Genomic DNA, 13,394 nt, shown 5'->3' on the forward strand with positions numbered 1-13,394 from the left:
TCTTTATTCGAATACTCCTTTTTGTGGTACAATATTCCTATGAAAGTAAACACATTAATGGGAATTACAGCTGGTAAAGCAACTCACGCCATTCTTTCAAAAATGGGACGTGGCTCAACCTTGCCTGGAAAAATCGCCCTCAAATTCGACAAAGATATTTTAGATACGATTGCCAAAGATTATGAGATTGTTGTTGTCACTGGTACAAATGGTAAAACCCTCACAACTGCTTTGACAGTAGGCATTTTGCGTGAGGCTTTCGGTGAAATCGTGACAAACCCAAGTGGTGCCAACATGATTACCGGAATCACATCAACTTTCTTGACAGCTAAAAGAGCTAAATCTGGTAAAAAAATCGCTGTGCTAGAAATTGATGAAGCTAGCCTTCCAAAAATCACAGAATACATCACTCCAAGTCTTTTTGTCTTCACAAATATTTTTCGTGACCAAATGGACCGTTATGGTGAAATCTATACAACTTATCAAATGATTTTGGATGGTGCAGCAAAAGCCCCAAATGCAACTATCCTAGCTAATGGAGACAGCCCACTCTTCAATTCAACAAACGTCATTAATCCAGTCAAATACTATGGTTTTGATACTGAAAAGCATGTACCAGAATTAGCTCACTACAACACTGAAGGTATCTTGTGCCCACAATGCCAAAACATCTTGAAATACAAACTTAACACTTACGCTAACCTTGGTGATTACGTTTGTGAAAATTGCAGTTTCCACCGTCCAAAACTTGATTATGCTTTGACAGACTTGACAAAAATCACAAACACTACATCTGAATTTGTCATCGATGGGCAAGACTACAAGATTAACGTTGGTGGTCTTTACAATATCTATAACGCCCTTGCAGCCGTGTCTGTAGCTGAGTTCTTTGGAGTTTCTCCTGAAAAAATCAAAGCTGGTTTTGACAAGAGCCGTGCAGTCTTTGGACGTCAAGAAACCTTCAAAATCGGTGATAAGTCTTGTACTTTGGTTCTTATCAAAAACCCAGTTGGTGCTAGCCAAGCTCTTGATATGATTAAATTGGCTCCATATCCATTTACACTATCAGTTCTACTCAATGCCAACTACGCTGACGGAATTGATACTAGCTGGATTTGGGATGCTAACTTTGAATCTATCTTAGACATGGATATTCCACAAGCCTTTGCTGGAGGCGTGCGCCACTCTGAAATTGCTCGTCGCTTACGTGTGACTGGTTATGACGAAGACAAAATTACGGAAGCTGAAAGCCTAGAAGATATTATGGCCTTGATTGAAGCTCAGTCAACTGATCATGCTTACATCCTAGCTACTTACACTGCTATGCTTCAATTCCGCGAAATCTTGGCAAGTCGTCACGCTGTTGGAAAGGAGATGAACTAAAATGACTTATACATCACTACAATCTCCTGCAAATAAAGATTATCAATACGAATTAAACGTTGCTCACCTTTACGGAAACCTTATGAATACCTATGGTGACAACGGTAATATTCTCATGATGAAATACGTCGGTGAAAAACTAGGTGCTAAAATGACCTTTGAAATCGTATCACTTGGTGATAGCTTTGATGCCAATTACTATGATATGGCTTTCTTTGGTGGCGGACAAGATTACGAACAATCAATCGTCGCTAAAGACCTGCCAAGTAAAAAAGAAGCTATCGCTGATTTCATCAACAAAGACAAAGTCATGCTTGCAATCTGTGGTGGTTTTCAACTTCTAGGTCAATACTACGTCCAAGCAAACGGGGAAAAAATCGATGGTCTTGGGGTTATGGGACACTACACCCTTAGTCAAAATAATAATCGTTTTATCGGTGATATCAAAATTCACAATGATGAATTTAACGAAACATATTACGGTTTTGAAAATCACCAAGGACGTACTTTCCTTTCAGAAGATGAAAAACCACTTGGAACATGTGTTTACGGAAATGGCAATAATAAAGAAGACGGTACTGAAGGCGTTCACTACAAAAACGTCTATGGTAGCTACTTCCACGGACCAATTCTTTCACGTAATGCCAACTTGGTTTATCGCCTCGTAACCACGGCCTTGAAAAACAAATATGGTTCTAGTATTGCACTACCAAGTTATAGCGATATTCTTTCAAAAGAAGTTGCCGAAGAGTATACCGATACTAAGAGCAAGGCTGAATTTGAAAAATAAGATTTTACAAAAAATGCTTAAAGAAAATTTCTTCAGGCATTTTTATAATCACTTTTGTGTTCACTCAACCAAATTAACTTATCAACAACGATGTCAATATACTTTTTAAAAGTACAAAAAACCTTAGCCTAAGCTAAGGTTTTTAACTTGATATAATCAGAGATTATTTTTTCAAGTTGTAGAATGATTTCAATCCACGGTATTCAGCTACTTCACCAAGTTGGTCTTCGATACGAAGCAATTGGTTGTATTTAGCGATACGGTCAGTACGTGAAAGTGAACCAGTTTTAATTTGACCAGCGTTAGTTGCAACTGCGATGTCAGCAATTGTTGAATCTTCAGTTTCACCTGAACGGTGTGATACAACTGCAGTGTAACCAGCTTCTTTAGCCATTTCGATAGCTTCGAATGTTTCAGTCAAAGTACCGATTTGGTTAACTTTGATAAGGATTGAGTTAGCAGCTTCTTCTTTGATACCACGTGCAAGGTATGAAGTGTTTGTTACGAAGAAGTCATCACCAACCAATTGAATGCGTTTACCAAGACGTTTAGTAAGTTCTTTCCATCCGTCCCAGTCGTTTTCGTCCATTGCATCTTCGATAGTGATGATTGGGTATTTGTTAACCAATTCTTCGATGTAGTCGACTTGTTCTGCAGCAGTACGTTTAGCAGCACCTTCACCTTCGAATTTAGTGTAGTCATAGATTCCGTTATCGTAGAATTCTGATGAAGCACAGTCAAATCCAAGGAATACATCTTCACCTGGTTTGTAACCAGCAGTTTCGATAGCTTTGATGATTGTTTCTACAGCGTCTTCAGTTCCTTCAAATTTAGGAGCGAAACCACCTTCGTCACCAACAGCTGTTTCAAGACCACGTTCTTTAAGGATTTTCTTAAGTGTGTGGAAGATTTCAGCACCCCAACGAAGAGCTTCTTTGAATGTAGGTGCGCCAGCAGGTACGATCATGAATTCTTGGAAAGCGATTGGAGCGTCTGAGTGAGAACCACCGTTGATGATGTTCATCATTGGAGTTGGAAGAACTTTAGTGTTGAAACCACCAAGGTAGCTGTAAAGTGGAACTTCAAGGTAGTCAGCTGCTGCACGAGCTACGGCAATAGAAACACCAAGGATAGCATTTGCACCGAGTTTACCTTTGTTTGGAGTACCGTCAAGAGCGATCATAGCACGGTCGATAGCTTGTTGATCACGAACATCGAAACCGATGATTGCTTCAGCAATGATGTTGTTAACGTTGTCAACAGCTTTTTGAGTACCAAGACCGTTGTAACGAGATTTGTCTCCGTCACGAAGTTCAACTGCTTCGTGTTCACCAGTAGAAGCTCCTGAAGGAACCATACCACGACCAAATGCGCCTGATTCTGTGTAAACTTCTACTTCAAGTGTTGGGTTACCGCGTGAGTCAAGGACTTCGCGAGCGTAAACATCAGTAATAATTGACATTATGTTACTCTCCTTATGAGTTTTTAATATTTTTACACTAAAATAATACCATAATATCGGCGCTTAAGCAAATAAAAACAAGAAATTTTGAAAATCGCTACCAACTTTCATGGCTTTTCACAATTTTCAATAACAAAACAGCCCAAAACTGACAGTTTGGTAAATTTAACTTATAATTATTATAAGAATATATGGAGGGCCCTGCTATGACTGATTTAGAAAATAAAGTTTTACAAGCTGCAACAGGCGAAAAACGCTTAAATCCAGATGAACAACGTCTTTATTTTGGAACTTTTGCCGAACGCGTTGTCTTATCAATTTCTCTTGAAGACAGCCGTTTAGAAGAGGTTAAAAATCGTTTTAGTGATATTTTAGGACAATTAGCTAAACAACACGACACAATATTAGTTAAAATTTCTCCTAAGCTCTCTGCTTCCAATCAAATGTTTTACATGAAAATTGCTCAAAAACAAAACATTCAAGCAACGATTGTTGATGAAAAGAATGCTCAATCACCTTATGGCATTATCGTTCATTCAACTAAAGCTGAAAACGTAGCTAACCCTTCATTATCCGAACAATTTCCGACTACTCCAGAAAAAACAAAAGAAGCCCCTAAAAAAGGCTTCTGGTCAAAATTATTTAACAAGGATTAAATCTAGTAAAGCTTAGTAAATTTCCGATGTTTTGCGCAGTGCGTTCCAGATTTTGCTCAGCTTTATCTAGAGTATTTTCCAACGTATCAGCGTCAGCAATTATCGGAAAAGCTGCTTGAATGTTAGAAATTGGGAAACTTGGTAAATCATCTTTGAGGCTACCACAGATGGCAATGACTAATTTACCACGAGGTGTGCGTTGTGCTAGACCAACGGGAGCTTTACCTGAAAGACTTTGCTTATCCATGCGCCCTTCACCGACAACAACAATATCAGCTTTCTGAACACGTCGGTCAAAATCAAGCATATCAAGAACAGCATCAATACCAGAAATGATTTGACCTCCTGCAAATGCTGCTAGACCTGCTGCCATTCCGCCACCTGCTCCCGCTCCAGCCAAATCTAAAACAGCTGGGAAGAAAGTTTGGTAAAATCTTTCCATATCTTTATCAATGCTTGCAAATTCCTCTTTTGCAAGCCCTTTTTGTTCTCCAAAAATATAGGTTGCCCCATTTGGACCACATAGAGGATTTGTCACGTCAGTGATAACTGTCACCTTAATTTGAGATAAATCCCAACGACAGCTTTCATAAGAAACCATGCTAATATCACCAAGGTGTTCACCTATCGCTTCGACTTCATGACCTGTTTTGTCAAAGAAACGATAGCCAAGACCTGCCGCCATTCCCAGACCACCATCATTGGTTGAACTGCCTCCAACACCAATCATGATTTCTTCAACACCAAGATCAACCAAGTGACCAATCATTTCACCAACACCTTTTGTCGTAAGGGTTAATGGGCTACGCTGATTCATTGGCACTTTTTCCAAACCACAAATGTCTGCCATTTCAAAAACGGCCAAACGACCATTAGTCGCATAATGGGCTTCGACTGGTTGACCAAACGCGCCAGTAACCGTATGGCTTTCACGTTTTAAATGAAGACCGCCTGTCAAAGCTTCCAAAGTTCCTTCACCACCGTCACCAACAGGCATGACATCAAAAGTCGCATTTGGCATAGCTTTTCGAAAACCTTTTTGAACAGCTTTTGCAACTTCAAGTGCTGACAAACTTTCCTTAAATGAATCAGGTGCAATTAATATATGCATAGTACCAACTCCCCCTTACATTTCTTATAACTATTATATAATTTTTTAAAGGAAAGAGGTTACAAAAACATTAATACAAAGCAAAACTCCCCTTCAATTTTAGAAGGGGAGCTCTTTATATAAGGAAAGTAAGGTATTTAAATGTTAATGACTTTTTTGACGTCTTTTAACTTCTAACACTGCTAGACTAGCAAGACTTAGAAGACCAACAAAAGTTAAAGTATTACTATCTTTTTGACCAGTTTCTGGCAAGGCAACTGTGCTATTTTCAGTAACAGCAACTTTTTGAAGGTCAGAAAGGACTCGAGAAGCCGCTTGATTCCAGACTCCAGTCTGAGTTTGGGTTGGCGCTGTAACTTTCGCCACTTGATTCGAATTAGCTGGCACTTCAGTTTTTGCCACTTGGTCTTGATAAACAATGCCATATTGGCTGAGGTGGTCAACATCAAAGATGACGAATTTAACGACTTGCCCAGCCACTAACTTGCTAACTTCTCTAAAGGCTAGAAGTTGCGGTTGTGCATTTTCTGGAAGATAGAAAACTTCTGCAACAGCTTTACCAGCATCAATTGGTAAGATGACTTGATCTTTTTGAGTTGTGCTAACAACATAGCCATAAGCATCCTCAGGCTCGATATCATATAAATCATAATCTTTACCTTGCAAGACTGAAGAGGTTTGACTGTCATTTGTTTCTTTGTGATGGACTTCAATCTGTGTAATCTCTTCACGTTCACCTGGAGCTAAAATGACACTTACACCACTTGCTTGGTCATAAAGGGTACGTTCTGTTTCTGCATTCGCCTTTCTCAAACGTAGGATTGTTGCTGTTAACGGATTAAGGGTAATGCTGTTTTCCGTAAAAGCCACACCTTTTGGATTCAAGATAGCATCGACACCTGCGGTATCGGCGTCAGCAAGAATTTCTGCGTTCAACAGAGCTTTGTAATCATCTGACAAGACAAACTCACGCGCTTTGCTATCAGCATTGACAAAGGCTGCATAGACGTCACCACTACTTGCTTGTGTTTGGTAAGCGATAATCAAATCTTCTTGACCAACTCCATTTTTATTTGGAATGGTGATGAGTTTGACCTTGCTATCTACATCTGCTTTCGTCTTAAGTGTGAAGGCATCTGTTGAGCGGCGAAGGGCAATCAAGCCTTTGGTATAAGCTTGCGTTTTAGCATTTTCTGGGTAAGCCTTGCCGTCAGTTGCTTTTACCCAATCAAAATGATTAACAGCATCCGTAGAATCATAGGAATCACTGATAAAGTAAGGATAAACAAATGGTGTGCCATCAGCGTTTGTTAGCAAATCTGATTTTGCTGGGACTTTATCAGCCGCTACTGGTGTCTTATAAGCTTCATCACGGAATTGTTTGGTACGACCATATTCTTGACCAGAATGGATGAAGGCTGTTCCTTGAGAAGTCAAGATAATAAGATTTCCCAAACATTGACGACGTAAAATTTCCTCTTCATTTTCTGCCACTGATGGGTCTTTGTGGATTGATTTAGCAATAATATCGTGAAGGGGTAGATTGTCATGAGCTGCAATGTATTGAATCACATCACCTGGATCATCTGCTGTGAAATTATTTGGCTGAGCTTTTATGCTATTAAAGAGCTCTTGCAAATTTTTAACCCCACCTGTAATAAAGCATGGTGCACCTTCACTTGGATACCCTGATTTAAGGAGATTACGAATATCATCAGAGAATGAAGCCACACTGTCTGTGTGTGCCATCCAAGTTTGGTCAGCAGGTTGACGACTATCATTGGCATCACCAGCATAAGTAATCCAACCTTCACCAAGCATGATAACATTTGGATTCAAAGCTTTTGCTTTGTCATAAGCCATTTGAACAGTCTCAGCATCCAAGTCACCCATCATATCAAAACGGAAGCCATCCACTTTAAATTCTTTTGTCCAATAAGCAATCGAATCAAGCACCATACGTCGTGTCATATAGTGAGTTGTTCCTGGGCGACCACCACCAAAGCTTGTTTTAGCCTTGCCATCAACTTCCATAAAGTGATAATAATTTGATTCCAAATTTTCAAGAATAGCAAGGTCAGCTGTGTGGTTATAAACGACATCCAGGATAATTCCAATACCACGTTTGTGAATTTCATTAATCAAATTTTTGAATTCTGCGATACGTTTTGCTGGGTCAGCTGGATTTTCAGAATACATTCCTGTCAAAGCAAAATAACTTTGTGGGTCATAACCCCAGTTGTAGTTTGTATTACTTGAGGCATAATCTATTAAGCGCTTGTTATTCATCACTTCGTTAACGTAGTAATAACTCATAACAGGAAGCAATTGAATATGAGTGACACCTAGGCTTTGAAGGTAATCCAATTTTTCAGCAAACGCTGCAAAGGTACCAAATTGATTGCGAAGTTCTTCTGAAATAGCTGTATCGGATGTAAAGTCACGGACATGTGCTTCATAGATAATAGCATCTTCACGGTCTTTGTAGCCTTTGATATTTGCATAATTCAAGTCTTGATTGCCGATAGCGCTAGGATCAACGATAGCTGCTTTAGCCACTTTATAAGATGGATCAGTTCCAATCAAATCACTGTTCCACTCAGCTAATGATTTAGCATAAGGGTCAAGTGCCAGAACAGTCTCTTTTCCGCGTGTGATTTCATAATGATAATAATAGCCACGATAATCACTAATACCTAAACCAAGGCTTGGTGTTAGACTAGCCGACCATTGACCTTTATTTCCTTTAGTCATAGCAATTTTGCCAATGACTTTGGTTTGGTCATTCTTATCATAGAGAACAACAGAAACGATATCTGCACTTGGTGACCAAACGATCAAATCAACACGCGCTCCATTATCAAAGACACGTGCTCCTAAATCACCATCATAAGCGTATTTAGAATCTGTGTATTGCCAACTTTGCTTAGCTTGATATCGGTCACCATTATAGCTTACTGTATAAAGGCTATCGCTTGAAAAATCACCTGTGATAGTAACTTTATTACTTGCTTTATCGAGAGTAATATCTGTAATAGCAACAGCATTGCCAGTCTTATCAGTCACTTTAAGATTTTCTAGGAGTTCAGTTTTATCGGCGTCTGCTAGATTGCTAATGATTGCTTCAAGCTCTGATTGACTAATTTGTTGTGCAGATGTTAAGCAAATTGTGCTTACAAAATATGGATTCGTATAAATGGTCTTATCCTCATCTTTCAAGAAAATTCGTGTTTGATTAGCTAAATCCTTAAAGGTGTAATTGTCTGGTTGAATCTTGGCCGCATCGCCTTCTTTTGATTCATCAAGGAGCAAGAAACCAAGCTCATTAAAATCTGCCAACGACGCATCGATATAAGCACCGTATTTGCCAAAGTTTTTAAAATCAACACCATGAGGTCAAGAACCTAAGCGACTAGTGATGGAACTATCTGCACTTCCCCACAACCAAATTGCCAAGTTCTTGTAATTTCCATCACTACGATAGTAATTAATACGGATTTTTCCTTTTTCAAGTGGGGCGTAATAGATAGCATTATAATCCTCATCAAACCAAACTTCATTCATGTCTTGGCTGATAAGATTCACCACTTTATCCCCTGAAACATTCTCACCACTAGTATTATTGATGAGCAATCCAACTTTGTGAGGATTACCATTGACCAATTTCACATCGATATAATAACCATAAGCGTCGTGTTTAAGATTAGAAAGATTAATCGCACCATTTGGCCAAGATTCAGATGGATGTTCGACATCTTCCCAAGTCCACAAACCAAGACTTGCCAAATCATCTGATGGTAAGGTCTTAAAATGAACGCGCAGCGTATTTTCAGCAATTGGAGGATTTGAGACTTGATTATCAGGTTGAGAAGATTTTAGGAGATTCACTTGATTACTGTTTTCAGCGCTTGTCACTGCTTTAACGTCAGAAATTTCATCTATTTCTGCTGCCCCTTGAACCCCTTGTGCCTGTGAAATAACTTCTTGAGGCTGTGATTCTGGCACAGTTTCTTCTACCGCTGAACTTTCAGACTCTGTTAATTGATTTTGGCTGTCATCACTTAAATCAGAAGAATTAGATTCTTCAAGGTTTTGATTAGCGTCTGCTGTTTTCTCTGGTTCAAGAAGAGCCTGACTGCCATCATCTGGGAGCGATGTCTCATTTATCACTTCCGAAACTGCTGCTTGAGAAGTCGCTTGATTTGCTGAAACACTTGTCAATCCAGCACCCCAAAAAAGAGCTGTTGCAATCGCAACCGAAGCAATACCAACTTTTAGCTTACGAATTCCAAAGTATTCCCGCTTTTCTGGGAAAGAAAGCCGACTTACCTTTTTCATAGAAGACCTCCGTCTTAAAATTAGTAATATTTCATGCTTTCAGTATACAAAATACTTTATAATTGCGCAATCGTTTTCGTAAGATAAATTTATTTTTTTAATCATCAATTCAATATATAACGCAGATAAATTACCCTAATAATAATGCAATCGATTGCTTTAAAGAAGATGAAAGAGATAGGAAAGAACTTCCTATCTCTTCTTGCTTAATAATTTGTGATTTCTGGTCGGTCGTGAACGTTACTTTTTTTGCCTTGGCGAGCTTTCAAAACAGCCTCAATGTCTTCAGTTGTAACACCAGTTTCAACTAACATGACAGCTAAGTGATACAAAACATCTGCTGTTTCATTTGCGATTTCATCTTTATCAGCATTTTTAGCAGCGATAACAACTTCAGCTGCTTCCTCACCAACTTTTTTCAAAATCTTATCCAAACCTTTGTCAAAAAGGTAATTAGTGTAAGAACCTTCTTTAGGGTTTTCTTTACGGCCTAAAGCTTCTTTATAAATTGTTTCTAGCATAGTTTTCCTTTCTATAAAATATCATTGAAGAAACAGCTGTAAGCACCTGTGTGACAAGCTGCTCCTTCTTGTTTTACAGCCACAAGTAATGTGTCACAATCACAATCTGTTTTAATGGATTTGACGTATTGATAGTGACCACTTGTTGCTCCTTTTTGCCAAAGTTCATTGCGCGAACGGCTCCAGTAGTGCATCTGCTTTGTTTCCAAGGTCAAACGGTACGCTTCTTCATTCATGTAAGCAAGCATTAACACTTGACCAGTCTTATAGTCAGTGACAATTACTGGAAGAAGTCCATCTTGTTTTGCAAAATCAAGTTTAATATCACTCATCGTCTCACCTCAATTCCAGCTTCAGCCATAGCCGCTTTAGTATCTGCAATCGATACCTCGCCATAGTGAAAAATAGAAGCTGCTAAAGCACCTGTAGCCGATGCCTTTTCAAAGACTTCAACCATGTGCTCAATATTGCCGGCACCCCCAGAAGCGATAATAGGAACATTCACCACATCAGCAACGGCATTTAACATTTCCAAATCAAAGCCAGATTTTGTGCCATCTTTATCCATGCTAGTTAGAAGAATTTCGCCAGCACCAAGACTGACTACTTTTTTAGCCCACTCAATCAAATCAATACCTGTGTCTTTACGACCACCAGCTACATAGACGTGCCAAGTACCATCTGTTTCCTTACGAGCATCAATAGCTGATACCACACATTGATTACCGAACTTTTCAGCACATTCTTTGATAAGTTGTGGATTGGCAACAGCCGATGAATTGACAGCTACCTTATCAGCTCCAGCTTTAAGCATTTTGTTCATATCCTCAACAGAACGAATACCGCCGCCGACTGTAAAAGGAATAAAAACTTGATCCGCAACGCGTCTTGCCATATCAACTGTCGTATCACGTTTTTCATGCGTTGCTGTGATATCTAAGAAAACTAATTCATCACATCCTGCTTCATAATAAGCACGCGCTGCATCAACTGGGTCACCAACATCCATTAAATTAACAAAATTAACCCCTTTGACCACACGTCCATCTTTGACATCAAGACATGGAATAATGCGTTTTTTCAGCATAAGCTATCCTCCAAAAGCTTTCAATTCTTCAAGACTAATATTGCCATTATAATAAGCTTTACCGACGATTGTTCCAGCAACTCCGATTTGTTGCAATTTCACCAAATCAGACTGTTCAGCAATACCACCTGAAGCAATGACTTTAGCTGTTGTCAACTCAGCCACCAAGCGATCATAGTGTTCAAAATTAGGTCCTGTTAGTGTCCCATCTCGGTCAATATCTGTGTAGACAAAGAGAGTCACCCCGATTTTTTCCATGGCTTTAGCTAAGCTGATGTAATCAACATTACTTGTTTCAAGCCAACCTTCTGTAGCCACCATGCCATTCTTGGCATCGATACCGACAACGACTTTGTCACTACCAAATTTTTCCAAGGCAGCTTTGACAAAGTCTGGATTTTTCACAGCCATTGAACCAATAATCACACGGTCAATACCTACCGCAAGATAATCTTCAATCTGTTCAAGTGTGCGAATACCGCCACCAACTTCCACACCAAGTCCAGATTCTTTTTTCAATTTGGCAATCAAATCACGGTTTGTAGCTCGGCCATCAAAAGCTCCATCTAAATCAACAACGTGAATAAAATCAATACCAGCTTGCGCAAAGATTTTAGACTGCCCAATAACATCAGGGTTAACCACAGTCTTTTGATTAAAATCACCTTTAAAAAGACGAACCACCTGTCCTTCTTTGATATCAATCGCTGGAAGAATCTGCATATAAAACTCCTTTTCTCTTCTAAAACACTACCCAAAAATCGTGAAACTTATTTCTCACACAGTGCAATAAATTTTTTTAAAATTCCTAAGCCCACATCACCAGATTTTTCAGGGTGGAACTGGGCGCCATAAACATTGTCCTTGTGAATCATAGCTGGCACATCAATGCCATAATCTGCAGTCACATCGATGTATTCTTTTGGAACATCTGTAAAATAACTGTGAACAAAATAAACAGACTGTCCTTCAAGTTCTTCCGTTAAAGGAGTTTCATGTTTGACTGTCAAATTATTCCAGCCCATGTGAGGCACTGGCATGTTTTTGGTTGCTTTGATTTCTCTACAAACGCCCGGAATAAAACCAAGTCCTTTTGTTTCTTGATGTTCTAAACCAACTTCTGTCAAGACTTGCATTCCAAGACAAATACCAAGTAGCGGTGCTCCTTTAGCAACTGCTTCTTTAATTACTGGAACCAAACCACGCTTAGTCAGCTCGGCCATGGCAGCTGGATACGCTCCAACACCAGGTAGTATAAAACCTCTAGCTGCTAAAATTTTTGTCGGGTCACTGGATAATTCAGCCTGAACACCAATTTTTTTCAAAGCCCTTAAGACATTAGTAGTATTTCCTGCATCATAATCAATTACAATAATCATTAGCTAAGTTATCAAGCCTTGCAAGCGCCACTAAATAAGAGTGCTTCGACTGATTTTCCTTTCTATTTTTAATTACAACAAACCTTTTGTTGAATTAACCCCGTGAATTTCTGGGTTAATGGCAATAGCTTCACGAAGAGCTCGGCCAGTTGCTTTGAACAAACTTTCTGATTTGTGGTGGTTATTTTTGCCATGTAAAATCTTCAAATGCAGATTCATTTGAACATTAAAAGCAAAGGCTTGGAAGAATTCTTCTACGAGCTCTGTATCAAAGTTGCCAAGTTTTGGATTATCGAACTCACAATCAAAAACAAGGTAGCTACGTCCTGACAAATCAAGGCTTGCCATTCCAAGTGTTTCATCCATTGGCACAAATGACGTTCCGTAGCGATTGATACCAGACTTATCTCCCAAAGCTTCTTTCAATGCTTGACCTAGCACAATTCCAACATCTTCAACCGTGTGGTGACTATCCACATGAAGGTCTCCATCTGCTTTTACCACAAGAGACATGCGGCTGTGTCTGGCAAAAAGAGTCAACATATGGTCAAAGAAACCAACACCAGTATCAATAGAAACTGGCTCTTGGGCATCAAGATTAAGGCTCAATTTAATTTTAGTTTCAAAGGTATTACGTTCAATCTCTGCTTGTCTCATAACAACTCCT

General features: G+C 39.2%; 11 protein-coding genes and 1 pseudogene. 3 read left to right on the forward strand and 9 right to left on the reverse strand.

All coding sequences use genetic code 11. The annotated features are described in order from the left end of the window. Window positions 1-39 precede the first annotated feature (39 nt). On the forward strand, window positions 40-1,383 hold the full coding sequence (murT, locus tag DQN23_RS05905; RefSeq protein WP_020917073.1) for a lipid II isoglutaminyl synthase subunit MurT: 1,344 nt from the start codon (window positions 40-42) through the stop codon (window positions 1,381-1,383). A gap of 1 nt (window position 1,384) precedes the next feature. Then, a complete protein-coding gene (gene gatD, locus DQN23_RS05910; RefSeq protein ID WP_111712915.1) occupies window positions 1,385-2,173 on the forward strand; it encodes a lipid II isoglutaminyl synthase subunit GatD in 789 nt (262 codons plus the stop codon). A 163-nt stretch (window positions 2,174-2,336) separates the two neighbouring features. On the opposite strand, the gene eno is transcribed toward gatD, so the two are convergent. Beyond that, entirely contained in the window at window positions 2,337-3,635 is a 1,299-nt protein-coding gene (eno, locus tag DQN23_RS05915) for a surface-displayed alpha-enolase (RefSeq protein WP_020917075.1), read from the reverse strand. 206 nt (window positions 3,636-3,841) lie between these two features. Between eno and DQN23_RS05920 the strand changes: the two genes are divergently transcribed. After that, window positions 3,842-4,291 carry a YueI family protein gene (locus tag DQN23_RS05920; RefSeq protein WP_043895073.1) on the forward strand — a complete coding sequence of 150 codons (450 nt, stop codon included), beginning with the start codon at window positions 3,842-3,844 and terminating at the stop codon, window positions 4,289-4,291. On the opposite strand, the gene DQN23_RS05925 is transcribed toward DQN23_RS05920, so the two are convergent. From DQN23_RS05925 to hisB, 8 genes and pseudogenes are all read right to left on the reverse strand, one after another. After that, a complete protein-coding gene (locus tag DQN23_RS05925) occupies window positions 4,278-5,402 on the reverse strand; it encodes a glycerate kinase (RefSeq protein ID WP_111712916.1) in 1,125 nt (374 codons plus the stop codon). The two genes, DQN23_RS05920 and DQN23_RS05925, sit on opposite strands and share 14 nt — an antisense overlap. A gap of 144 nt (window positions 5,403-5,546) precedes the next feature. After that, window positions 5,547-9,740 (reverse strand): annotated as a pseudogene (locus tag DQN23_RS05930) (pullulanase). A gap of 206 nt (window positions 9,741-9,946) precedes the next feature. Next, a complete protein-coding gene (gene hisE / locus DQN23_RS05935) occupies window positions 9,947-10,261 on the reverse strand; it encodes a phosphoribosyl-ATP diphosphatase (protein WP_111712917.1) in 315 nt (104 codons plus the stop codon). An 11-nt stretch (window positions 10,262-10,272) separates the two neighbouring features. Then, the gene (gene hisI / locus DQN23_RS05940) at window positions 10,273-10,593 is read right to left on the reverse strand and encodes a phosphoribosyl-AMP cyclohydrolase (protein WP_020917079.1); all 321 of its coding nucleotides are present in this window, start codon (window positions 10,591-10,593) and stop codon (window positions 10,273-10,275) included. After that, window positions 10,590-11,348: an imidazole glycerol phosphate synthase subunit HisF gene (hisF, locus tag DQN23_RS05945; protein WP_020917080.1), complete on the reverse strand. Its 759-nt coding sequence runs from the start codon at window positions 11,346-11,348 to the stop codon at window positions 10,590-10,592. The genes hisI and hisF overlap by 4 nt, the downstream gene beginning before the upstream one ends. 3 nt (window positions 11,349-11,351) lie before the next feature. Continuing rightward, window positions 11,352-12,071 carry a 1-(5-phosphoribosyl)-5-[(5-phosphoribosylamino)methylideneamino]imidazole-4-carboxamide isomerase gene (gene hisA / locus DQN23_RS05950; RefSeq protein WP_111698954.1) on the reverse strand — a complete coding sequence of 240 codons (720 nt, stop codon included), beginning with the start codon at window positions 12,069-12,071 and terminating at the stop codon, window positions 11,352-11,354. A gap of 47 nt (window positions 12,072-12,118) precedes the next feature. Then, the gene (gene hisH / locus DQN23_RS05955; RefSeq protein WP_020917082.1) at window positions 12,119-12,727 is read right to left on the reverse strand and encodes an imidazole glycerol phosphate synthase subunit HisH; all 609 of its coding nucleotides are present in this window, start codon (window positions 12,725-12,727) and stop codon (window positions 12,119-12,121) included. A gap of 72 nt (window positions 12,728-12,799) precedes the next feature. Next, a complete protein-coding gene (gene hisB, locus DQN23_RS05960) occupies window positions 12,800-13,384 on the reverse strand; it encodes an imidazoleglycerol-phosphate dehydratase HisB (RefSeq protein ID WP_020917083.1) in 585 nt (194 codons plus the stop codon). Between the last annotated feature and the right edge of the window lie 10 nt (window positions 13,385-13,394).

The organism is Streptococcus lutetiensis (genome assembly GCF_900475675.1).
Classification (GTDB): domain Bacteria; phylum Bacillota; class Bacilli; order Lactobacillales; family Streptococcaceae; genus Streptococcus; species Streptococcus lutetiensis.

Excerpts from the sequence above, each read along its gene's own strand:
- DQN23_RS05925 (WP_111712916.1), bottom strand. The coding sequence starts at position 5,402 with ATGCATATATTAATTGCACCTGATTCATTTAAGGAAAGTTTGTCAGCA.
- hisA (WP_111698954.1), bottom strand. The coding sequence starts at position 12,071 with ATGCAGATTCTTCCAGCGATTGATATCAAAGAAGGACAGGTGGTTCGT.
- hisI (WP_020917079.1), bottom strand. The coding sequence starts at position 10,593 with ATGAGTGATATTAAACTTGATTTTGCAAAACAAGATGGACTTCTTCCA.
- DQN23_RS05920 (WP_043895073.1), top strand. The coding sequence starts at position 3,842 with ATGACTGATTTAGAAAATAAAGTTTTACAAGCTGCAACAGGCGAAAAA.
- hisH (WP_020917082.1), bottom strand. The coding sequence starts at position 12,727 with ATGATTATTGTAATTGATTATGATGCAGGAAATACTACTAATGTCTTA.
- hisF (WP_020917080.1), bottom strand. The coding sequence starts at position 11,348 with ATGCTGAAAAAACGCATTATTCCATGTCTTGATGTCAAAGATGGACGT.
- eno (WP_020917075.1), bottom strand. The coding sequence starts at position 3,635 with ATGTCAATTATTACTGATGTTTACGCTCGCGAAGTCCTTGACTCACGC.
- gatD (WP_111712915.1), top strand. The coding sequence starts at position 1,385 with ATGACTTATACATCACTACAATCTCCTGCAAATAAAGATTATCAATAC.
- murT (WP_020917073.1), top strand. The coding sequence starts at position 40 with ATGAAAGTAAACACATTAATGGGAATTACAGCTGGTAAAGCAACTCAC.
- hisE (WP_111712917.1), bottom strand. The coding sequence starts at position 10,261 with ATGCTAGAAACAATTTATAAAGAAGCTTTAGGCCGTAAAGAAAACCCT.
- hisB (WP_020917083.1), bottom strand. The coding sequence starts at position 13,384 with ATGAGACAAGCAGAGATTGAACGTAATACCTTTGAAACTAAAATTAAA.